The following is a 20,885-nucleotide window of genomic DNA, read 5'->3' on the forward strand; positions in this document are numbered from 1 at the left end:
CAATGTATGCGCGCTCGGACAATATATAACAACGGATTGCATTTTCTCACTTATAGATGCCAAATAAGATAAAGCCCAAACCAATTGCGATATAAATCATTTTTGAGAAAGAAATTTCATCTGCCATACTGATCAGGCCGATCATCATAGTGGAAATAAAAATCAAAGGACCTACCACCGCTAACATCGAGTTCACCACAACCGCTTTTTTCACATCATTTAAGCTAAGCATGATAATTGCCGCAGTAATTTCTAATAACCCCGAAAAGATTCGAATTCCTGCCATGGATAGAACGGCCGAGTCAAAGTGGCTTAATAATTTTTTCATTAGAATTTGTCCTCCCTCATGCAGCTGCACATTAGAACATCTTGTACAACCTATGCAGAGGAGCTTGAAAGAAGAAGTAAATTTAGTTTGAAAGGAATGAAGTAAATTAGGGAATGCTAGCGAAAGGAATACATAGGAAAGGCGTGGATGTTATGAAAGGAATCGGTAAAGTTTTTTGGATTTCCGTTATCGTTGCTGCTTTGTTTGTATTGATCGGGGTTATTTTTCCTGAACCGTTTAGTAAAGGAATGGATCAGGCAAACTCATTCATCCTAAATGTTTTTGGTTGGTTTTATCAGTTGGCGGCTACTTTCTTTCTTTTATTTGCATTATTTCTCATCTTTAGCAAATACGGCAAAATAAAGCTCGGTAAAGACAAAGATCTTCCGGATTACTCAACCTTGACCTGGTTTGCTATGTTATTCAGCGCAGGGATGGGTATTGGACTTGTTTTCTACGGAGTCGCAGAACCCATCTCACACTTCGCCACTCCTCCACTTGGGGAAGGCGGAACTGCGGCTTCTGCAAAATTAGGTCTTCGTTACACTTTCTTACACTGGGGATTTCATGCGTGGGCCATCTATGCGACTATCGCTCTTTCCATCGCGTATTTCAAATTCAGAAAAGACGCTCCTGGATTGATGAGCGCCACTTTATACCCTATATTGGGCGAGAAAACAAACGGAGCTTTCGGAAAAACGGTGGATATTGTGGCCGTCTTTGCCACTGTTTTCGGAGTCTGTGCATCACTTGGGTTAGGTGCACAACAAATAAACGGCGGACTCAACTATCTGTTTGGCATTCCAAATAATTTCACTATACAGCTGATCATAATGGCAATTGTGACCGTCCTTTTCATCGTTTCAGCAGGGACTGGCCTCTCCAAAGGAATCAAATACTTAAGTAACACCAACATGATACTTGCTACACTTCTATTATTTGCGGTCCTTTTTATAGGACCAACAACTTTCTTATTAAATTTATTTACCACAACACTTGGAGATTATATACAGAATCTGCCGAGCATGGGGCTTCGTCTTGCTCCTTTCAGTAATGAAAATGCCGAATGGATTGAAGGGTGGACGATTTTCTACTGGGCCTGGTGGATTTCCTGGTCACCTTTTGTCGGTACTTTCATTGCGAGGGTTTCTAAAGGACGTACTGTTAGGGAGTTTGTCATTGCTGTATTGTTGGTTCCAACACTCGTATGCGCATTCTGGTTCAGCGTCTTTGGAGGGACAGGAATTCACATGGAACTGTTTGAAGGTGCTCAAGTTTCTGCCCAAAGCTTTGAAACGGGACTATTTTATGTTTATAAACTTCTGCCATTTGGGACAGTTTTATCTATTATCACGATACTCTTGATTGCGACCTTCTTTATTACAAGTGCAGATTCAGCTACGTTTGTACTTGGTATGCAAACAACCAACGGAGATATAAATCCGCCATTTTTCGTAAAACTAACATGGGGATTAATTCTATCTGCTTCTGCTGTTGTGTTAATGTATACCGGGGGATTAGAAGGGCTGCAGACCGCGATCATTGTGAGTGCTTTTCCTTTGACCTTTGTTTTGCTGATGATGGCCTTCGCAATTGTCAAAGCCTTTCGATTGGAGATTAAGGGGAAGGTTCCTTTGAAGAAGACGAAGGAGCGTTGAGCGTGAAAAATTAATTTGGATGGAAGGGACGATTAGTTATGAACTTTAAAAGTGAATTACAAGAAGCGCAAGATATTATTCATAAAGCACATCATCATTTAAAACAAGTCAGCTCCAACACCCCAGAATCAGAAGCTTGTTATTTTGCAATAGACGAGCTTGTAAAGGCTCAACAGAAAATCCAACGGGTTCAACAGCAAATCAATGAATAAAATGAAAAGAGTGCGCAAACTCTCCTCGGAATTTGCGCACTCTTTCTTATTAATATTTATTCCAGCTTACCACTTCATCAAGTGGAAGGCGTGTCTTCTCAAATCCTGCTTTAGAGCCTTTGCCGAGAGAAATCAACATTACAGCCTCATAGTTTTCCGGAACATTAAATGCTTTTAAGAATTGGGCCTCATCATAACCGCCCATTGGTACGGTATCATAGCCTTTAGCCTTTGCTGCCAGCATTAATTGCATAGCGACAAGTCCACCATCAATGTGAGCGATTTTCGCTAAACGTTCTTTAGAAAAGTTACCGTACCCATCTAGAATGCTGTTCACATACATGTCTTTCACATCTTCTGGCATTCTTCCTTTTTCAGCGATTGCACTATAGATACGATCAGCATTTTTATACGCTTCTCTGTCTCCAAGTACAGCGATAACAACGGAAGCATCGACGATTTGTTGCTGATTATTGGCGATTGGCAACAAACGCTCTTTTTCCTTTTGGTCCTCAATAACTAGAAATCTCCATGGTTGAAGATTGCTAGATGAAGGTGCTAACGTAGCTGTTTCTAAAATCTCCAGGATTTCACTTTTATCCATTTTGAATTCAGGATCATACTGTCTTACGGAACGGCGTTCTTTTGCGACTGTCAGAAAGTCTGTATCTTCCAACTGCTTTGGCGCTTCTTTGGTTGTATCAATTTCTTTTACTTTATTTAAATATTCTTCTTTACTCATTGTGTTTTTAGACATATTTATTTCCCCTTTAACTGTATTTTCTACAAGAACAGTATATGGTGTTAACTGTTCCTTTGTCAACTACAGTTAATCTTAACCAAAATAAAAAAGCGAAACAGCTATGTTTCACTTTTTCATTAAATCAGCTATGGTCTTTTGTTCTAAACCGGCTACGACCCAGCCTTCCATTTCATCACGGAGTGTACAAAGGGATTCGCGAGTAGTGGCAGCAAAACATTCTTTGCTCTCTACATTAAAAAAACCTTTAGGAAACGTCTCTGCTTTCATGGCATCATACACTTCGGACAATTTGATTTCGCTTGGATCTTTCACTAGAAAATACCCACCGTCCCGGCCTTCTTTTGCCTGGATTAATTCAGTTTTAACCAAATGCCTTAATATTTTTCTTAAAAAGACAGATTTAGAATTAAGCTTCTCTGCTAATTCCCCGCTCGGACATCGACCTTCATTATTAGCAAGCACCACGAGTGCCTGAATGGCCACACTGAACCACTTTGTACTTGTTACCTTTTCAGACATTGTTTCACCTCTTCATCTAACCTTTATTGTGAAACATCTCCCATAAAAAGTCAAAGTGTTTAGGTAGTTGGTAGGTGACAATGGGCACGAAATCCTTTAGAAATGCAATGTGGTTTAATTATTCCGTTCTTCAGTTGCAGCTCAATTAATTTATCAACAAAGTTATATAGACTGTTGCCCAATAAATACTGCTCATAGATAGAAAAACAGATGCAAATACAGTAAGTGCTTTAGGGATTTTTCCATACCAATATATAATTGCTAATCCTATAACAATGTGAACGATAACAAAGAGAAAAACACTCATTTATCCCACCCCAACCAAATCATAAAGTTTAATCTTGACATGAACAAAAATAATACCTGTTCATGGAAGTCTTTCTTTTCTTCGGTATTTACCTTTTAACTGTTGCCAGAGAGAATTATCCTTTATTCAAGGATAGCTCTAGATTACGGAAGATCAAGATAATTATAATAGCAGCCTTTTATTTTGTTGATATAACGCATTCCCTTCTTGAATAAGAAGACTTCATTTTTCAAATCGCACCAGCGTTTTTTCTGGCATTTTAATTTGGTCAATATCAAAGCTGTTGATTTGCAGGGTTAATTCGCCTTCTCGCTTTTCAGTTTCCTCCCCTATCCAACAACTATACAGCTCAAAAAAATCGCCATTTTTAAGATAACTGTCCATTATTTTACATAGGTCTATTAGCTTCTTTTTTGATTCAGCACACCTTTTAGGATTTATATATTCCGAAATTTCAATTCCCCAATCACTTGACACCTCATAAACATAAGGAGTTTTGAATTGATACTTCTGTACATTGATTCGGTGTTCTTCATCTGAAAAACAACTACCTATTGTAACTAAATCATCATCTTCATCATTAATGGGTATTTCTACGTTACAGCCAATATAACTGGCTAAACTCATTTCCATCACTCCTTGTGTTTACCTTATACAGTTATAGGTCATAGTTTGTTCAATAACAGACTTCACTCACTATTCCACTTTACTTAGTTGCTAAGAAGAAAGACTCCAAAAATTATTAACATAGAACCCACTAAAAATAAAATAACTTTCATTAACCAATATGGAACAGACTTTAGTAAAAAAGATAGGGAAAATAATAAGATTGTTTCTACTATTCCAGCACTGCAACCAGCAGTATTGCCTATATATTCTTCTTTTTTATGCTTTTCTTTAGTAAGTTTAAATCCAAAAATTATTAGTGAAGATCCTATTAATAAAATTATTGCTATTCCTATGTACATCCAAACCATTTTTCCACCTAACCTCCTCTTATACTACTTCATAAAAAACAAATTCTTTTTCTACAATCCTGCCCTATTCCTTAATACCAATTATTTTATAATCTGAAAAGTCCTGCAATAAGTTTTTTTTTAGACTAAAAGAGCGCTGATCCATTTAACGGGATAGCGCTCGATATTATAGATATATTTATTTAATGTAAATACCCGATAGCAAAGAACTTATTGCCTATATAAAACTACCCTTTCTTCATAATCCTCCCAGTCATCAATAATGAGTGTTATTTTCTTTTTCTTATCTAAGTATTGACATCCATCGCATACCCTTCTTTCGATTTTAAACACATTTGATTCCTTCAGTGAAAATACTCCACCTACACCCAATTTTTCTTCTTTATCAATGAATGTGTAGAACAAAGAAGGGCGATTTTTTAATTGCTCATTATTACCTTTGTATCTAATTTTAGTTTCATATTCTATCTCTGTTCCAACAAGATACATCAGGTGAACAACAAGCCAATTTTGATTTTCACCTTTAAATGTTATTGATTTTGGTCTTCCAAACAAATTTGTATTTTCAGCACTTGCAGTAGTAGCCCCTGAAATTAAAACCAATATAACTAGGCATATCAATCTTAGATTCTTAATCATTAAATTCCTCCTAGTTTTTAGCTTAATATTCAGCATTACACATCAAACTATTCAACTTCTTTTAAATTAATATGTCTCATTTAACCTCTCTAATTCTTCATCAATTCTTTTTACATCAATTCTTTCAAAAAGTGGTTTTATTTCTTCCAGATGTACAGTTAAAACTTCTATTTCTTCCCATCTAAGCTCTTTCAACCCCAACATCTCTTTAACTTTGTCACTTGATATAGGTAGGAAAGGGTTTAACAATTGTGTAAGGTTTGCAATGATATACACACAATTAGCCATCGTTTTATCACAGGAAGGCTTATCTTCGTTAATTTGGATCCATGGCTTTTGCTCATCAAAATATTTATTGGCATAGCGCACGAATTCAAAAATTTGTTCTAATGACTTTTTAAATTGTCCCTCTCTAATTAAGGAGCCAACTTCTTTATAAAGCACCTCAACCTTACCCTTGATTTCTAATTCAATCTTCCCTATTGGCGTTGTTCCTGCGTAAGATTTCTCGATAAACTTCAATGTTCGATTAACAAAGTTCCCATATGCGCCTAGCAATTCACTATTATGACTGTAGATAAATTCTCGCCATGAGAAGTCAGTGTCTCTATTTTCAGGGGCATTGATTGTTAGAAAATAGCGGATAGAGTCTGCATCATATCTTTCTAACATATCTGGAACCCAAACTGCCCAGTTTTGACTTGTCGCTATCTTCCGTTTTTCGAGTGTTAAATACTCATTGGAGATGATATGTGTTGGTAGTGCTAGATTATTAATACCCATTAAAATGGAAGGCCAGATAATTGTGTGGAAGGGGATATTATCCTTGCCGTGAATGTAGTAGGAAATGGTTTCTTTATTCCAAAGGTCTGCTATCTTTTCGTTTTGTTGTTTTGCCCATTCTCTACTTGCTGTTAAGTAGCCTGACACCGCTTCAATCCAGACATATATTTTCTTCCCTTCAAATCCTGGTATTGGAACGTTTACTCCATTTGGTAGATCACGTGTCGCTGCGCGATCTGGCACACCATCATTTAGATATCTTTGTGTGAGGCTAATCGCATTTTCCCGCCAGCTATTTTCTTGTTCAGCATCCTCCACTAAAGCTTCCAAACGTTGCTGAAATTGACTAAGGGAAAAATAAAAATGCTCTGTTTCTTTAATAGAAGGTTGGCTTCCACATATCTTGCATCTCTTTTCTAATAAATCCAGTGGATCTAGAATAGCAGAACAATTATCGCATTGATCTCCTCTTGCTTTAGCGCCGCAGTTCGGACATACCCCTTCAACAAAACGATCAGGAAGAAATTGTTGATCTGTCTCACAATAGGCCTGCTCAATTGTTTTTTTGTAAAGGTAGCCATTTTCTAGCAGTTTTAAGAATATTTCCTGAACGGATTTATGATGGTGATCTGCGTCTGTTCGGGAATAAAAATCATAAGTAAATCCTAGCTTTCTGAACGACTCTGTAAATTCTTGATGATAACGATTGGCTATCGCTTCTGTTGTGGTACCTTCCTTATTTGCTCTTATGGAAATCGGCGTTCCGTTACAGTCACTTCCTGAAACATATAAGACCTTTTCTCCTTTTTGCCGGTAATACCTTGCTAAAATATCTCCTGGTAATAATGCTGCAACATGGCCCAAATGTAAGGAACCATTGGCATAAGGCCAAGCTCCTCCAATAAAAATAGTCATTTTCTCATCCTCCTAATCCAAATAAAAAACCTCGCCCATAGACAAATTGATTGCCTAAGGACGAGGTTTATCTCGTGTTACCACCTTAATTTACTAGTAATTCACATTACTAGCCTCCATAAGTACGGAGTGAAACCAAATCACTCTTATACTCTGACATTTGTAACGAGTGCCAAATCTCGTCAAAATCTAATTCTTACTCAGAAAGTCGACTTTGCTGCTCAAAGGCCATTTTCAATCAACTATTCTCTGCTTCTTTTCAGCTACCGAAGCTCTCTGTAAGAAAATGAAGGCTGATTTACTTTCCTTATCATAGCGTTTCATACATATATTTTCCTTATTATGACACATTGGGTGGAATTGTAAAAGATATTTTCGGTTATCCATCGTAAAATAATTATATCCATTGTAAAGACACTTTTATCAATTGTAAAATCAATTTATCCATCATAAAAACGATTTATCCATGTTTACATCCACTTTATCCATTGTAGCTATATTTTAGACTTGTGTTCCACTTTATTTCACACAAGCAAACGCCAAAACTACTGGAATCCTCTGTCTCCTAACAAATTCTTCTTCACTACTAAAGTGTTCGCGCTTCGGTGTACCTTCGCGCAAATCTCTTACAGTAAAACCCGCCTCTCTTAATGCTGTGAAATACTGTTCAATCGTGCGATGATACTTAACCACCACTTGATTAATCCATGGCTCTTTCCTTTGACCATCTTGAAAATAATCATCCACAATCCAATTCCCGCGTTTATCTCCAGTCACCTTACTGGCAAAAGAGGAAGTTGTAAGCGGATGTTGAATGCTGAATACAAATCTCCCATCCTTTTTTAGGGTTCCGTAAATATTTTGAAACAGGCGGTCAATGTCTGATACATAATGAATGGCAAAACGCGAAGTTACAAGATCATATGACTCACTAGGAAAATCATATGATTCCATCGTTTCATTGTATATTGTGGCGTCTAATTCAAGTAAGTTAGAGTGCGCTGCCTCTAGCATTTGTATAGAACCTTCGACTCCAGTGTAGTGCCTCGCCCCTAATTGCAGCAGTTCTTTACCAAACGATGCATCTCCACACCCTAAATCTAAGATGGTTTTATGTTGAATGTTCCCAACTAGTTCGGACATAATTGGGCCTTCAATGGCATTATTAGGACTGTCTTTTCTGTTTCTTCTATTCATATAATTTGTAAAAAAATCCGATTGATCGTAAACACTAGATCCTCTGAATTCCATTGAAACATCTCCTATTCTTTTTTTGAGGTACGAACGCTCCAATATATCTCTGTGTGATCATCACAATAAAATCCTTCTAGGTTACACCATTTTATTATTCTATCTAACTTCTTTCTATCATCTGCACATATCATAGAGAAATGGCTATCCCAATGTGTGGTAATAAGGATGGAGTTATCATGAGTGAACAGGTTATGTCTTGCTAGTGTATCTTGATTGATTAAGTCATCTATGTACTCTAATTTTCTTTCTGTACCAAATTCATCGCCAACCCAAATCCAATCATACTTCTCCTTTTTAATTGCTCCTAACAGATTATTTATTAAGAGCTCAGGGAGCATTCCCTCTGTTGGTGGAATAAGATTTTCTTTCCCACTGACAGTGTTAATGATCTCTGTGAATTTCTTATTCTCATACTCCTTTTTTAAGCCAAGTATTCTTGTGCGGAGGCCAATATCTAACTCTTCATAACTTTTCAATCCATTGAGAGCTAAGAATTCTTTCCAGGTTACCATTTCGCAATGATTGATAATTTGAAACTTGTCTATGTTTGTTTCTGAATTAAACAGTTTGGGATCTATGGTAACTGGTTTAATAAAAGGATGGAAGAAAATATATACTTCATTAAAAACACCTTTATAAAATTCCTTTATTGAAACGTCCTCATCGGCACAAACTGTATGTCTATGAGGTTCTGGAGCGACTCTTTCAGTATCCAAATTGAACTCTCCTTATCCAAAGTTTATGGCCCATTTTAATTCCTCTACCTATGGCCGTCTTTTCTCGCTCGAATATAACCATAATAGGCACAAGTCCCATTCTGGGTTAAGTCTTTTACCTCAAAACCGCACTTCTCATAGAAACTGAAATTATTAGCGGAAGTATGTGCAAACCAATCACCATGAGGAAGTTTTTGAACACACAGTTCTACGATTTTCTGCCCGATTCCTTTCCCGCGATATTCGGATAAAACCACTAAATCTAAAATGTTTGCAACCATTATTTGATCTGAGATTACTCGAACCATCCCAATCATCTTGTTTTGATCCCAAACTGTAAATGCCCACGTAGAGTTTTTGAAAATAAGGGAAAACTTCTCTTTTTGCCAAGCAGGTGTATTCCTAACCCAGCCTGCATCTTCAAACAGAGCTTCCACAAATTCAGCAGGAACACCCTCTGTACCTTCCCTTATTACCAGGCCATTGAAATATTGGTACACATTTAACAACCCCTTATAACTTTAAATGACAAACCCGACAAAACAAAAGCCAATATTATTAGCAATGGCGCAACCACAAACAATCCTATTAAATCCGTTGTAAGATTCCATGGTACGAAAGCATTCCAGAATACCCCCATTGCCTTCCATAACAGAACAAATAAAAACAAAGTAAATACAAAATATATTACTTTTTCTGATACCTTTTTCAACATCCTTTACCCCCATTTGCGAGATAAGTGTCCGTTAACTGTACTAAAAATAAGGTCTATAGACCCTAACTTTAAACCTTAATACCAATTATTTCAAAATAAGGTACATATCTCAATCTTTTTGACAGAATTCTTTATTCTTGAGCGTTCATAATCTTCAAAAGTGAATATGTGGATCAACCAGTTCTCCCCTTCTTACAAAAGCTGGTTCAAATATGTCAGCCCTTCTTGATTTTGTCCTCAAAACTTTACGACCCATTTACGCCCCTGTAAAAGAACGTTCATGCTTCCTTGTTACAGTTTAGAAGTAGTTCATTTACAAATAGGAGGGTGTAAACATGATGAAAAAAGGACTTAAAATGACAATTGGGGCTCTAGCACTTAGTTTATCTGTAATGGGGACTGGTTTTGCAGCAGATGCTTCTGAAAAAAATAAGGATATCCTGAATGTTGCACACCGAGGCGCTTCGGGTCATGCGCCGGAACACACAATGACCTCTTATCAAATGGGTGAAAAGATGAAGGGAGACTATATTGAAATAGATCTTCAAATGACAAAAGACGGCCATCTTATTGCCATGCATGATGAAACATTAGACAGAACGACAAATGGCACTGGTCAAGTAAAGGACCATACACTTGAGGAAATAAAAAAACTAGATGCAGGTAGCTGGTTCAATGAGAAATACCCCGAGAAAGCCAATCCTGAATACGAAGGTCTTAAAGTTCCGACACTAGAAGAAGTTTTTCAAAAGTTCGGTAAAAATGCTAGTTATTATATTGAAACAAAATCACCAGAGGTATATCCGGGAATGGAAGAAGAATTAGTAGAGTTAGTGAACCAATATAACATTGATAAAGATAAGCTTCTTGTTCAATCTTTCAGTCCGGATAGCTTAATGAAGATGAACCAAATTGACCCATCTGTCAAGTTAGTGCAACTTATGTGGTACACATCTCCAGCAGCTTTATCAGATACAGAGTTAAAAACCATAAAAAAATATGCTATTGGAATTGGTCCAAACAGCGCCATGATTGACCAAGAGTATGTCCAAAAAACCCTAAAAAACGGGCTAGAAATCCATCCATATACAGTCAATGAGAAAGAAGAAATGGAAAAGCTTATTGAGTGGGGTGTAACAGGCATATTTACCAATTTCCCAGACCTATTGCATGAAGTGAAAAAAGGAAAATAAAGAGGATAACTGACAAAGAACTGCACCCCTATTGTCATATATAACTAACAATGGGGTGCAGTTTTTTTATAACTATTTTTTAGTTAACGGAAATAAAACGCAGTCCTTGATCGTATCACAATCCGTTAATACCATCAGCAATCGCTCAATCCCAAATCCCCAACCGGAAATCGGAGGCATCCCATATTCCATGGCCAACAAGTAGTCTTCATCCATTTCCATGACATAGCTTGTGTCTCTAATCGTTTCCTCTGTTCTACAGGGTCGACTAATTCTGAGTAGGCATTGATGATTTCAGCACCATTTACTACTAATTGAAAACGATCTGTTATTGCTGGTTGATTAAAAATGTTGGTTTGATTAAATGCGGGCGACACACTTTTTTAAAAAAATCATTGGTATAAAGTTAATCTAACTTCTCAGCAATCCTTTTCAATTCCTTTGCACGCGAAATAATAAATCCTCTCATATACCTCTCTAAAAACAACTTGTCAGCAGTAACTCCTATCAGACCGAAAGGCGACTTGTATTGAAAATTGTCCACCATAATGGTCCCACCATCTGCTTCAAAAAATTGATGAGTGTGGGTAAAAGACTGGAAAGCTCCATTCACCATAACATCCACAAACTTATGAGGTGGTTCCATTAATGTTACTTTAGCTGTCAACATTTGTTTAATACCAAAGTGAATAGCTTCCCAGGTGACAAAATCTCCTTGCTCTAATAAGCCTTCTGTCACTCCGGCAACAGCTCTTTCCTTTGTTTTAGAAGTCGTCTGGGTATGAATATCTACATTCCTTGCTAGATCAAAACATATCTCAACAGGTGCTTTGATAAATTGACGATGCTCAATCAGAGGCATTAACCCTTCTCCTTTTTACAAGTATTCACTAGCACTATAATTTCATTTTATGTCTTTAATTCTTGTTGAAATCTCTGAAACACACATTGCTATACTCGCATTGAACATTATTAACACAGAACCTATCATTGTTGTACTGTCATAATCAGAAAAAAAATTCATTATAAAAAATATAAAACTAAAGAAAAATACGATCATTCCAAAGACAAATAAAAACCTATCCATAAACTCACTCCAGCTAATTATATTTCACAAGTTCTGTTAAATTAGCGATTCCCAATCAGAAACATTTGGACCTCTACTTTTAAAAACACTAATATATTATAAAAATAAAATTGATTACCTACTCCTGATCTTCAGTTATGCGATTGAATACGATGGATATTGTGTTGTCGGGAAATTATTTTATCTCACTATGTGTAAAAAAGTTTACAGAATTTTTAAACTATAAACCGTATTATGAAGGTAAGTTATTGTATTATTCTTTATGAGCTAGCTCAGTAAGTTTTTCCAAATCCTTGATTACATAAAAACGGTTCCTTTTAATTAAAATGTTTTCATCCTCTAAAAGACGCAAAGTTTTAACTACGGTTACTCTTGTTGTTCCAATAAGGTTCGCAAGTTCTTGATGGGTAAAAGTAATGGAGATTTGTATTTCTTGTTGATCAACGGTAGTACCATAGTTTAAGGCTAATTGAATGAGAGATGCGCAAATTCTCGGCATCGCTTTACTATAACTTAGTTGGAGTGTTTGCATACAGAGAAGTTTATATTTTCTGGTTGAAAGGAACATCGCTTGTTCAACGAGATTAAAGTGCTGTTTCAGTAAGTTACGGAACTCTTCCTTGTGAATTTGATACAGAGTTGCTTCCGAGGCAGTGATGGCGCTAGTGGAGTAAACTCCTTCATCATAAAAGCCACATTCACCAACCAAGCCATTCTTTCCGATAATGGCCAATGCTTTCTCGTCGCCATTAGGTGATATCAAGTAAAGTCTCACTCTTCCTGAAGTGACGATGTATAAGTGGTCCGCTTGTTCGTTCTGGTCAAAGACGACTTTATGTTTTTTCATTTTTTTCTTCGTAGCCTTTTCAATGACAGGGCTCCAATCAAAAGGAAGGTTTTCTAACCAGGGTGTTACCGCGTGGATCTCTTGCACAGAATGTGTTATCAATGTTATCACCTCTACTATCTATTTTTAAGGAGTGAAAGAATTGACCAAAACCCTATTTCAATATCGAGAGCTTTTTCCCACTTTAAAAGAAAAGATACAATTATCTAGTTGTTCCCAGAGCGCACTTGCTTTACCAGTCATTGATGCAATGGAAGAATATAAAGAAAGTTTGATTCAAGGTGGAATGGATTGGGAGTTATGGATGGATAAAGTTAACGAGTCCAAGCAGCGTTTTGCTTCGCTAATCAATGCAGATGTAGACGAAATCGCCATTATGTCTTCCGTATCAGAATGCATCTCCTCCGTTCTGAGCAGTTTCCCTGTCAATCATGGGAAGAATAAAATTATCACAACGGAATTGGATTTCCCATGTATAGGTCATGCGATGCAGACCAATAACAAGAGCTTGGGCGTTACTGTAAACTATATACCTAGTAATAAAGATTATACCATTTCACTAGATGATTATGATAAGTATTTAGACACTAAAACTCTACTAACGAGCATTTCACATGTTTCCTATTACAATGGTTGGAAGCAGAATGTTAAAGAAATTGCTGCTTTGGCTCATGCAAAGGGATCGTATCTTTTTGTAGATGCCTATCAATCTATTGGAAACATTAATATAGATGTGAAAGACATGAATGTGGATTTTTTAGCTGCAGGAGCACAGAAATTCATGTTAGGTATTCCTGGAATTGCCTTTCTTTATGTTAAAAAGGAGCTCGCATCAAAATTGACACCAAAAGTGACCGGATGGTTCAGCCAGGCAGATCCTTTCTCTTTTGATGTCAAACGCAATAATTATTCTTCCTATGCTTCACGCTTTGATACAGGAACTCCACCTGTCATAAATGCATATGTGGCCTCTGCAGCAATGAAGCTACTATTAGATATTGGGGTAAAGGAAATTCAAATGTATCTAGAGGACCTATCCGACTTTACCATGAAATATGCCAAGTCACACGGTTTTCATGTGATGAGCCCTCAGAACTCAACTGAAAAAGGGGCTAATACCGCTTTATATTTTGAGGAAGCACCACTAATAGAAAAATTAATGAAGGAAAAAGGTATTATTGTGTCTGCCCGCAAAGATGTAATTCGAATCGCTCCACATTTATACAATACAAAGGAAGATATCCGACAAGCGATTGATGCGTTGAACTCCTTGTCTTTATGATTCCCCTCTAAAAAGGGCTGCCTCAGTATGGAAACTTAATCCATCTCAGACAGCCTTTTTCCTTTAAATTCTTTCTATAACAATCTGTTGAACTCCTTCTGTATTTGCCTTGCTCCCCATCTCTCCGAAGGTTTCCAAGTCTTCGTCCCATACCTTTGCAAAACGGTTTCCAGCAATCCAACCCATCGGGAAAAAAGTACGGGCATCCGGTCCATAAAAGCAACCCAGATCATAGATGGCTTTTGGATTGCCTCCCCATGCATAGGCAGGCATATAAGTATAAAGAAGTTCTCCTGGCAGTGGAAAACAAGTGATATTTTCAGGAGATACTTCATGCAAATTCGTTGAAGCAGCTCTTTCTCCTGGAAGTTGAACAGAGATCTCCTTCCCAGTGTACATAGCATGTCGGCCATTTGTTTCTATAGGCTCCTGGATAATATCCCAAAATGCCTGACATGTTTTTGGGGCTTTATCCTCCAAAAGTGTAGCTCTTATACTTACTCCATGTTCAGGAAAGGTCAATTTAATTGCTTTCATCTGATTTTCTCCTTTCTTTGATTAGCTTGTATTTAGACGACACTTGGTTCATAGACTAGCTGATTAGCGGCAAATCTCCGGTAATGCAAACTGGAAATATCAATGAATGGCGATTCCCTCAAAATGGTCTGTGCCAATGTTCTTCCGATAGCCGGTGCCATCATGAAGCCGTGTCCACTCATTCCGATAGCTTGATAATAACCCTCTATCCCATCTATATCACCAAGAATAGCCTGATGGTCTGGAGTACTATCATATCTTCCATCTATATGGGTGCGGAATTCCACCTTTTCAAGAGGCGGGAAGAGTTCCATACCTACTTCCGCTGCCCGCAATTGGAAATCGAACTTGTTATAAGGCGGCTGCAAATCTTTGCCAAGATAACTGCAATAGATGGTACCGTCTGTGAGTTGTTTGGCTGCAAATCCCTTTTCAAATGAAACGAGGAGCGGTTCAAGGACTCGCTCCTCTAGGCGGTTTGTATAGAGGATTCTTCTAACCTCTTCTTTTATTGGGATTTCAATGCCTGCCGTCTCCGCTAATTTTACAGAGCCAAGACCCGCGGCGTTGACCACATTTCCAGACTGGATCATGCCTTTTGTTTTACATTCCACACCTATGACCCGGTCTCCTTCTCTAACCAGCCTTTGAACTTTATCCGAGATAAATTGAACGCCTTTTTGCTTCGCTGCGATAGCCAGGCTATTTGTAACATGGTAGGCATCATCAGCAAATCCATCTGTATCACAGAAGGAGGCTGCCAAGAAACTGTTGCTGTTCAGTCCTGGTACGATTTCCATTGCATCCGTTGGTGTAATCATTTTCGTTGGAATACCTAATGAGTTTTGAAGCGCCATGTTCCTCCTATAGCCGGCAACCGCCTCCTCGGAATGAAATGTATAAAGATATCCTACTTTACGAAACGTTATTTCGTACTCAGGGTTTAATCTTTCATTAATAGAATAGTAGAATTCCGCAGAAGCTTTCGCCATCATGCAGTTGATTTCAGTCCCCCATTGCTGGCGAATGCCTCCAGGGCAGATTCCTGTGACACCAGAAGAGATTCCCCCTTCATCGATGACGAGAACATTTGTACAGCCTTGTTCTGCTAAAAAGTACGCTATGCTACATCCGATAATGCCAGCTCCCACAATAACGACTTCTGGGTACTGCTGTGTCATGTGTGTTTCCCCCTTCTTCTTATAATTGTTCATTTTAAATGGCAGGCAACGAAGTGTTGTTGGCCCTCCTTGGAAACAAGCTGTGGCTCCGACTCCCGGCAAATAGCTTCTGCGAGCGGGCACCTTGTATGAAATCGGCATCCTTTTGGTGGATTGACGGGACTTGGCACATCCCCTTGAAGAATGATCCTCTCTCGCTTACGTCTTGGATTGGGATGCGGGATGGCTGACAGTAATGCTTGGGAATAAGGGTGAATCGGGTTTGAAAAAAAATCCTCTTTTGTTGCCACTTCTACTATTTTCCCAAGGTACATCACGGCAATTCTGTCTGAAATATGTTTTACAACACTTAAATTATGCGTAATAAACAAATAGGTAAGGTCATACTTCCTTTGAAGATCCTGTATCAAATTCAATACTTGAGCCTGAACGGAAACATCCAGGGCAGACACTGGTTCATCCATAATGATGAGCTTGGGATTGACAGCCAATGCCCTGGCAAGCCCAACACGTTGTCTTTGCCCACCCGAAAACTCGTGCGGATACCTATTCATATATGAAGTGTTCAATCCAACATCCTCCAAGAGTTTTGCAATATAATCGTCCTTCTCTTTACTGGATAGCTTTGTATGAATGGTTAACGCCTCTCCGATGATATTTCTGACGGTTAGCCTCGGATTTAGAGAGGCATACGGATCTTGAAATACTATTTGCATGTCTTTTCGTATTCTTTTCAGTTGAGAGGAGTTGAGTTTATATATATCCTTTCCTTCAAGCAGAACTTCTCCTTTTGTTGCTTGGATTAACCTTAGGATAGTTCTTCCGGTTGTGGATTTTCCACAACCAGATTCCCCTACAAGGCCAAGAGTTTCGCCTTTTTCAATATAAAAGCTTACCCCGTCCACAGCCTTTACAAAGGAGTTTCCACCGGAGAATAAGCTCTTTTTATCTTTTGTAGGAAACCATGTCGAAAGATTCTGCACTTCTAATAGCTTTTCTTTTGTATCGTTCAACTGATTGACCTCCCATCCACTTCCTTTGCCTTTTCCCATCGCTCTGTGTACTTCCAACATCGCACTTTCTGGTCTTCGAGATGCAGTAGTGGTGGCTCTTCTATATAGCAGAGATCCCTGACCTCATTGCATCTTGTACAAAAGCGGCAGCCTTTCAAGTCATCCAATGCATTTGGTACATATCCTCGTATAGGCTCTAGCCTTAATCGGTTGTCCTCTATCATCGGAATGGAGTTTAAAAGACCAATTGTGTAAGGGTGCTTGGGTTTTTCGAATAAAGAATAAACATCCGAATATTCGACAATTCTCCCCATATACATGACCGCTACTTGGTCACAAGCCTCCGCAACTACCCCGAGATCATGAGTGATAAGTAGTATGGACGTGTTCAATCGTTCTTTTAGGTTCTTCATTAACTCTAAGATTTGGGCTTGTGTAGTCACATCTAACGCAGTAGTCGGTTCATCGGCTATTAGGAGATGCGGATTACAAGCAAGCGCCATGGCAATCATCACACGTTGTCTCATCCCCCCCGACAGCTGATGGGGGTAGTTATGGACACGTTGATCTGGGAGAGAGATACCTACAAGCTTGAGCATTTCAATTGAAGCTTTCAACGCCTCCTTTTTGGAAAGCCCTTGATGGAGACGAAGCACCTCCATAATTTGGTCTCCAACGGTGTAAACAGGGTTAAGAGAAGTCATCGGCTCCTGAAAAATCATAGAAATGTCGTTTCCACGAATTTTTCGAATTTCTTTATCTGCAAGTTCCAATAGATCCTGACCTCTGAAGCGGATCTCGCCGCCCTCAATTTTTCCATGCGGTTTTGGAATCAATTGGAGGATGGAGAGCGACATGATACTTTTTCCGCTCCCTGATTCCCCCACTATCCCAAGTGTCTCCCCCTTTTTAAGTTGAAAAGATACCCCATCAACAGCTGGAACAATCCCATCTTCTGTATGAAAATAAGTTTTTAAGTTTTTGACTTCCAGTAATGTTTCCGTCAACTTGCTCACCTCCAATACTTGTAGTCGTTAAGTTAATCTGATTGTTCGAGGTGTACCGGTCAGCAGCTTACACCCGCTTTTTGTTACTGAAACTAACTCTTCAATACGTACGCCGCCTAACTCCGGTATGTACAACCCTGGCTCGATCGTAAAAATATGACCTTTTTGAATCGGTGTATCCTGTTGCATGACCACCCGAGGCCATTCATGTATCTCCAACCCGACACCATGCCCCAATCCACGAAGACTGTATTCCTCTAAATTGGCTTCGATAAAGACTTTTCTGGCTACATTATCCAACTCGTGACACGTCACACCTGGTGATACTGCAACGATGGCTTTTTCCAATGCTTCTAAAACGACCATGTAAATTTCCTGCATTCTCACATTGGGCTCCCCAATCCACAAGGTACGCGTCATATCTGACATATAGCCTTCAAAACGAGCTCCAAAATCAATTAAAAGCATATCATTTTCCTTCACCACCCGAGAAGTTGGGGTCGCATGTGGCAATGCGCTTCTATCTCCTGCTGCAACAATCGTTCCAAATGTCGGTCCTTCACTGCCGTGCTTGGCGAGAAGGTATTCAAGCTCCACTGCAATTTGCTTTTCCGTCATGCCTGGTTTTATTTTTTGGCACAAATCTTTAAATGCAAGATCTCCAATTTCAGCAGCCCGTTGAATGGCAGCTTCTTCAGAAGGCTCTTTGTATTGACGAATGCCCAGGCTTACATCTTCTGTATACACCCAATCCACTTTGTCATTTAAATTCCTTAATGTTTTTAATAGAGATACTGAAGTCTTTTTCCCGTCATAGGCAATGGAGCTTACCTCCAAAAACTTCATTACTTTTTCTAAAGTTGTAAACGGATTAATTTCATGGATATAAATTTTATATCCTTCCGTCTCCTCTTGTATCTGTTGCGAATATCGTTGGTCCGTAACAAGAATTGCGTCTTTTTTGGAGACAAACAAATAACAGTTGCTTCCCGTGAAACCCGAGAAATACCGGTAATCTTCCACCGTGTTTAAGAAAAAAGCATCACAGTGATTTTCATTAAGCCATTTTCTCAGCTTCTCGATACGTCGTAACATAGGCATCTTTCCTTTTAATAATTTGGAATTGTATTCTTTAAAAGGGACAAAGAAATCGAACGAATCCGATCTCTTTGTCTGTTAGGAAAATTATTATTTAACACTCCACTCGCGAGCGTTAAAAGTGACACCCCTGAAATCCGGAGTAAATCCTGCCACTTTCGTATTGGCAACGTATGTGGCGCTTTGCTCATAGATCGGGATCCAGATTTCATCTTCCGCAAGTTTCTTACTGACCTCCCAAATATACTGCTGACGCTGTTCAAAATTCACTTCCTTAGATTGTTTGTCAAGGAGTTCATCGACGAGTGGATCAGAATAACCGACAAAATTATATCCATTTGGCGGCATGTACGCCGAACCGAAGTAACTACGATATTCATCCGGATCCGCTTCTATTCCAAATCCAAGGATATAAGCATCATAGTCATCCTTTGTCACTTCTCGCTGTTTCCCATCTGCCGTTTGTGGAAGCAACTTTGTGACAAGCGTTGGGAAATCCAAGGATAGCAGTTCCATTTTCACGCCAATTGCTTCATATTGCTGTTTGAGAAGTGCAGCCGTTTTTTCTCTTTCTTTAGTCCCTGTTGGTACTTGCAGGGTAAAGCTAAGCTCCTTGCCGTTCTTCTCGAAGAAGCCTTTGCTGTTCTTTTTATAACCAGCTTCCTCTAAAAGTGACTCGGCTTTATCTTTGTCAAAGTCATAGATTGGAAGGTCCGGACTATGCGACCAGTGCTTCGAAGGGAAAATGTCATCGGCTACCTCTCCGTATTCTCCCAGAATGGAAGCAACGATCACACGCTTATCTGTCGCATGAGCCAACGCTTGACGAACTTTCACATCTGCGAAATGGTCGTTTTTAGCATTAAATCCTACATAATACACGCTTAGTTGATCTGACAGTACGACATCAGCATAATCAAGTGACTTAATCGATTCAATCTCGGCAATCGGTACAGACGTAATGTCAATTTCCTTGTTCATGAATGCCGCCAACATAGTATTGGCATCTCCAAAGCGCACTACTAAACTATCAAGATGTGGTGCCCCTTTAAAATAGTCTTTGTTTGCACTTAGTTGAATGAATTGCCCTGTTTCCCAAGAGTCAAATTTGAATGGTCCGGTTCCTACAGGAGCACGGTTGGAATCATGCTTTGCCCATTCTGCCGGGGAAACCCCTGACAGGATATGCTCTGGCAGAACTCCGATGAATAGCCCGGAAATGAACGGAGCAAACTGCTCTTTTGTCGTAAACGAAATAGTATAATCATCGATGACTTTGATTCCTTCTACAGATTCCGCTTCACCTGCTTTGTATTCTGCCGCACCCACTACTGGATCTACTCTCCAGTAGGCGCCTGCGTCATAGTCAGGATGAGCAAGAGAAGTATAGGTGAATTCTACATCCTTGGCAGTAAATGGTTTGCCGTCATGCCATGTAACACCCTCTTTTAAATAGAAGGTATATGTTTTCCCGTCCTCTGAAACATCCCATTTTTCAGCCAAGCTTCCTATCATTTTTAATTCTTCATCCGGAATCACCAGAGAATCGAAGACCATGTGTGTGACAAGTGTATCAGAAGAAGTAGCCCAGATCAGCGGATTCAAGTTACCCGGTTCGCTTGCTGAGGCAATCGTAATGGATCCTCCCTGCTTCGGCTCTTCTGTATCTGCATTGTCGTTTTGTTTGTTAGTTGTATTATTGTCCGTACTACTTTCGGAAGTACAACCTATCAGTAGAATCAATACAAGCGCAAATATTGACAAAATATTCAATCTTCTTTTCATATAAATCCCCCTTAATCATTGATTGAATAGGTTCTTTTCGTAGAATGACATTGTAATAATAGAAGCAAC

Annotated in this window: 22 protein-coding genes, 1 pseudogene and 1 other annotated feature; of the genes and pseudogenes, 4 read left to right on the plus strand and 19 right to left on the minus strand. The window is 38.8% G+C overall.

Annotated features, from left to right (window positions below; all coding sequences use genetic code 11):
- Nucleotides 1-46 precede the first annotated feature (46 nt).
- Nucleotides 47-328 carry a YqhV family protein gene (locus LC091_RS01425; protein ID WP_226679948.1) on the minus strand — a complete coding sequence of 94 codons (282 nt, stop codon included), beginning with the start codon at nucleotides 326-328 and terminating at the stop codon, nucleotides 47-49.
- 152 nt (nucleotides 329-480) lie between these two features.
- Between LC091_RS01425 and LC091_RS01430 the strand changes: the two genes are divergently transcribed.
- Complete coding sequence (locus tag LC091_RS01430) at nucleotides 481-1,986, plus strand: glycine betaine uptake BCCT transporter (protein ID WP_226680468.1); 1,506 nt, start codon at nucleotides 481-483, stop codon at nucleotides 1,984-1,986.
- A gap of 38 nt (nucleotides 1,987-2,024) precedes the next feature.
- On the plus strand, nucleotides 2,025-2,198 hold the full coding sequence (locus LC091_RS01435; RefSeq protein ID WP_226679949.1) for a hypothetical protein: 174 nt from the start codon (nucleotides 2,025-2,027) through the stop codon (nucleotides 2,196-2,198).
- Nucleotides 2,199-2,247: 49 nt separating this feature from the next.
- On the opposite strand, the gene LC091_RS01440 is transcribed toward LC091_RS01435, so the two are convergent.
- The 9 genes from LC091_RS01440 to LC091_RS01480 all read right to left on the minus strand — a co-directional run bounded on the left by LC091_RS01440 (nucleotide 2,248) and on the right by LC091_RS01480 (nucleotide 9,571).
- Nucleotides 2,248-2,955 carry a nitroreductase family protein gene (locus LC091_RS01440; protein ID WP_226679950.1) on the minus strand — a complete coding sequence of 236 codons (708 nt, stop codon included), beginning with the start codon at nucleotides 2,953-2,955 and terminating at the stop codon, nucleotides 2,248-2,250.
- 111 nt (nucleotides 2,956-3,066) lie between these two features.
- Nucleotides 3,067-3,480 carry an RrF2 family transcriptional regulator gene (locus LC091_RS01445; RefSeq protein WP_226679951.1) on the minus strand — a complete coding sequence of 138 codons (414 nt, stop codon included), beginning with the start codon at nucleotides 3,478-3,480 and terminating at the stop codon, nucleotides 3,067-3,069.
- Nucleotides 3,481-4,009: 529 nt separating this feature from the next.
- Nucleotides 4,010-4,414 carry a hypothetical protein gene (locus LC091_RS01450; RefSeq protein ID WP_226679952.1) on the minus strand — a complete coding sequence of 135 codons (405 nt, stop codon included), beginning with the start codon at nucleotides 4,412-4,414 and terminating at the stop codon, nucleotides 4,010-4,012.
- An 83-nt stretch (nucleotides 4,415-4,497) separates the two neighbouring features.
- Complete coding sequence (locus LC091_RS01455; protein WP_226679953.1) at nucleotides 4,498-4,764, minus strand: hypothetical protein; 267 nt, start codon at nucleotides 4,762-4,764, stop codon at nucleotides 4,498-4,500.
- 210 nt (nucleotides 4,765-4,974) lie between these two features.
- Nucleotides 4,975-5,403, minus strand: coding sequence for a hypothetical protein (locus LC091_RS01460; RefSeq protein ID WP_226679954.1), 429 nt, complete (start codon nucleotides 5,401-5,403; stop codon nucleotides 4,975-4,977).
- Nucleotides 5,404-5,469: 66 nt separating this feature from the next.
- Nucleotides 5,470-7,101 carry a methionine--tRNA ligase gene (gene metG / locus LC091_RS01465; protein ID WP_226679955.1) on the minus strand — a complete coding sequence of 544 codons (1,632 nt, stop codon included), beginning with the start codon at nucleotides 7,099-7,101 and terminating at the stop codon, nucleotides 5,470-5,472.
- A 53-nt stretch (nucleotides 7,102-7,154) separates the two neighbouring features.
- Nucleotides 7,155-7,424: a binding site (T-box leader), on the minus strand.
- Between the two features lie 196 nt (nucleotides 7,425-7,620).
- Nucleotides 7,621-8,352: a class I SAM-dependent methyltransferase gene (locus LC091_RS01470; protein ID WP_226679956.1), complete on the minus strand. Its 732-nt coding sequence runs from the start codon at nucleotides 8,350-8,352 to the stop codon at nucleotides 7,621-7,623.
- An 11-nt stretch (nucleotides 8,353-8,363) separates the two neighbouring features.
- Nucleotides 8,364-9,071, minus strand: a complete 708-nt coding sequence (locus tag LC091_RS01475; protein WP_226679957.1) for a DUF2711 family protein — start codon at nucleotides 9,069-9,071, stop codon at nucleotides 8,364-8,366.
- A 44-nt stretch (nucleotides 9,072-9,115) separates the two neighbouring features.
- Nucleotides 9,116-9,571, minus strand: a complete 456-nt coding sequence (locus LC091_RS01480; protein WP_226679958.1) for a GNAT family N-acetyltransferase — start codon at nucleotides 9,569-9,571, stop codon at nucleotides 9,116-9,118.
- 553 nt (nucleotides 9,572-10,124) lie between these two features.
- On the opposite strand from LC091_RS01480, the gene LC091_RS01485 reads away from it, so the two are divergent.
- Nucleotides 10,125-10,979: a glycerophosphodiester phosphodiesterase gene (locus LC091_RS01485; protein ID WP_404819649.1), complete on the plus strand. Its 855-nt coding sequence runs from the start codon at nucleotides 10,125-10,127 to the stop codon at nucleotides 10,977-10,979.
- Nucleotides 10,980-11,051: 72 nt separating this feature from the next.
- Here LC091_RS01485 and LC091_RS20545 read toward each other — a convergent pair.
- From LC091_RS20545 to LC091_RS01500, 3 genes and pseudogenes are all read right to left on the minus strand, one after another.
- Nucleotides 11,052-11,356: pseudogene (locus LC091_RS20545) on the minus strand (amino acid--tRNA ligase-related protein).
- Between the two features lie 29 nt (nucleotides 11,357-11,385).
- The gene (locus LC091_RS01495; protein ID WP_226679959.1) at nucleotides 11,386-11,841 is read right to left on the minus strand and encodes an SRPBCC family protein; all 456 of its coding nucleotides are present in this window, start codon (nucleotides 11,839-11,841) and stop codon (nucleotides 11,386-11,388) included.
- A gap of 478 nt (nucleotides 11,842-12,319) precedes the next feature.
- Entirely contained in the window at nucleotides 12,320-13,000 is a 681-nt protein-coding gene (locus LC091_RS01500) for a Crp/Fnr family transcriptional regulator (RefSeq protein WP_226679960.1), read from the minus strand.
- Between the two features lie 55 nt (nucleotides 13,001-13,055).
- Between LC091_RS01500 and LC091_RS01505 the strand changes: the two genes are divergently transcribed.
- Nucleotides 13,056-14,195, plus strand: coding sequence for an aminotransferase class V-fold PLP-dependent enzyme (locus LC091_RS01505; protein WP_226679961.1), 1,140 nt, complete (start codon nucleotides 13,056-13,058; stop codon nucleotides 14,193-14,195).
- A gap of 63 nt (nucleotides 14,196-14,258) precedes the next feature.
- Here LC091_RS01505 and LC091_RS01510 read toward each other — a convergent pair whose 3' ends face one another.
- The 6 genes from LC091_RS01510 to LC091_RS01535 all read right to left on the minus strand — a co-directional run bounded on the left by LC091_RS01510 (nucleotide 14,259) and on the right by LC091_RS01535 (nucleotide 20,816).
- Nucleotides 14,259-14,732 carry a DUF3830 family protein gene (locus tag LC091_RS01510; protein WP_226679962.1) on the minus strand — a complete coding sequence of 158 codons (474 nt, stop codon included), beginning with the start codon at nucleotides 14,730-14,732 and terminating at the stop codon, nucleotides 14,259-14,261.
- 32 nt (nucleotides 14,733-14,764) lie between these two features.
- Nucleotides 14,765-15,913: an NAD(P)/FAD-dependent oxidoreductase gene (locus LC091_RS01515; RefSeq protein ID WP_226679963.1), complete on the minus strand. Its 1,149-nt coding sequence runs from the start codon at nucleotides 15,911-15,913 to the stop codon at nucleotides 14,765-14,767.
- Between the two features lie 29 nt (nucleotides 15,914-15,942).
- Nucleotides 15,943-16,926, minus strand: coding sequence for an ABC transporter ATP-binding protein (locus tag LC091_RS01520; protein WP_226679964.1), 984 nt, complete (start codon nucleotides 16,924-16,926; stop codon nucleotides 15,943-15,945).
- Nucleotides 16,923-17,942, minus strand: a complete 1,020-nt coding sequence (locus tag LC091_RS01525) for an ABC transporter ATP-binding protein (protein WP_226679965.1) — start codon at nucleotides 17,940-17,942, stop codon at nucleotides 16,923-16,925. The genes LC091_RS01520 and LC091_RS01525 overlap by 4 nt, the downstream gene beginning before the upstream one ends.
- An 18-nt stretch (nucleotides 17,943-17,960) precedes the next feature.
- Nucleotides 17,961-19,028: a M24 family metallopeptidase gene (locus LC091_RS01530; RefSeq protein ID WP_226679966.1), complete on the minus strand. Its 1,068-nt coding sequence runs from the start codon at nucleotides 19,026-19,028 to the stop codon at nucleotides 17,961-17,963.
- 93 nt (nucleotides 19,029-19,121) lie between these two features.
- A complete protein-coding gene (locus tag LC091_RS01535) occupies nucleotides 19,122-20,816 on the minus strand; it encodes an ABC transporter substrate-binding protein (protein ID WP_226679967.1) in 1,695 nt (564 codons plus the stop codon).
- Between the last annotated feature and the right edge of the window lie 69 nt (nucleotides 20,817-20,885).

The sequence above is a fragment of the Sutcliffiella horikoshii genome, from assembly GCF_020524325.1.
Taxonomy (GTDB): Bacteria; Bacillota; Bacilli; order Bacillales; family Bacillaceae_I; genus Sutcliffiella_A; species Sutcliffiella_A horikoshii_D.

Bases quoted from the DNA above. Each gene is read 5' to 3' on its own strand.
- LC091_RS01425 (WP_226679948.1), bottom strand. From the start codon at position 328: ATGAAAAAATTATTAAGCCACTTTGACTCGGCCGTTCTATCCATGGCA.
- LC091_RS01430 (WP_226680468.1), top strand. From the start codon at position 481: ATGAAAGGAATCGGTAAAGTTTTTTGGATTTCCGTTATCGTTGCTGCT.
- LC091_RS01435 (WP_226679949.1), top strand. From the start codon at position 2,025: ATGAACTTTAAAAGTGAATTACAAGAAGCGCAAGATATTATTCATAAA.
- LC091_RS01440 (WP_226679950.1), bottom strand. From the start codon at position 2,955: ATGTCTAAAAACACAATGAGTAAAGAAGAATATTTAAATAAAGTAAAA.
- LC091_RS01445 (WP_226679951.1), bottom strand. From the start codon at position 3,480: ATGTCTGAAAAGGTAACAAGTACAAAGTGGTTCAGTGTGGCCATTCAG.
- LC091_RS01450 (WP_226679952.1), bottom strand. From the start codon at position 4,414: ATGAGTTTAGCCAGTTATATTGGCTGTAACGTAGAAATACCCATTAAT.
- LC091_RS01455 (WP_226679953.1), bottom strand. From the start codon at position 4,764: ATGGTTTGGATGTACATAGGAATAGCAATAATTTTATTAATAGGATCT.
- LC091_RS01460 (WP_226679954.1), bottom strand. From the start codon at position 5,403: ATGATTAAGAATCTAAGATTGATATGCCTAGTTATATTGGTTTTAATT.
- metG (WP_226679955.1), bottom strand. From the start codon at position 7,101: ATGACTATTTTTATTGGAGGAGCTTGGCCTTATGCCAATGGTTCCTTA.
- LC091_RS01470 (WP_226679956.1), bottom strand. From the start codon at position 8,352: ATGGAATTCAGAGGATCTAGTGTTTACGATCAATCGGATTTTTTTACA.
- LC091_RS01485 (WP_404819649.1), top strand. From the start codon at position 10,125: ATGAAAAAAGGACTTAAAATGACAATTGGGGCTCTAGCACTTAGTTTA.
- LC091_RS01495 (WP_226679959.1), bottom strand. From the start codon at position 11,841: ATGCCTCTGATTGAGCATCGTCAATTTATCAAAGCACCTGTTGAGATA.
- LC091_RS01510 (WP_226679962.1), bottom strand. From the start codon at position 14,732: ATGAAAGCAATTAAATTGACCTTTCCTGAACATGGAGTAAGTATAAGA.
- LC091_RS01515 (WP_226679963.1), bottom strand. From the start codon at position 15,913: ATGACACAGCAGTACCCAGAAGTCGTTATTGTGGGAGCTGGCATTATC.
- LC091_RS01530 (WP_226679966.1), bottom strand. From the start codon at position 19,028: ATGTTACGACGTATCGAGAAGCTGAGAAAATGGCTTAATGAAAATCAC.
- LC091_RS01535 (WP_226679967.1), bottom strand. From the start codon at position 20,816: ATGAAAAGAAGATTGAATATTTTGTCAATATTTGCGCTTGTATTGATT.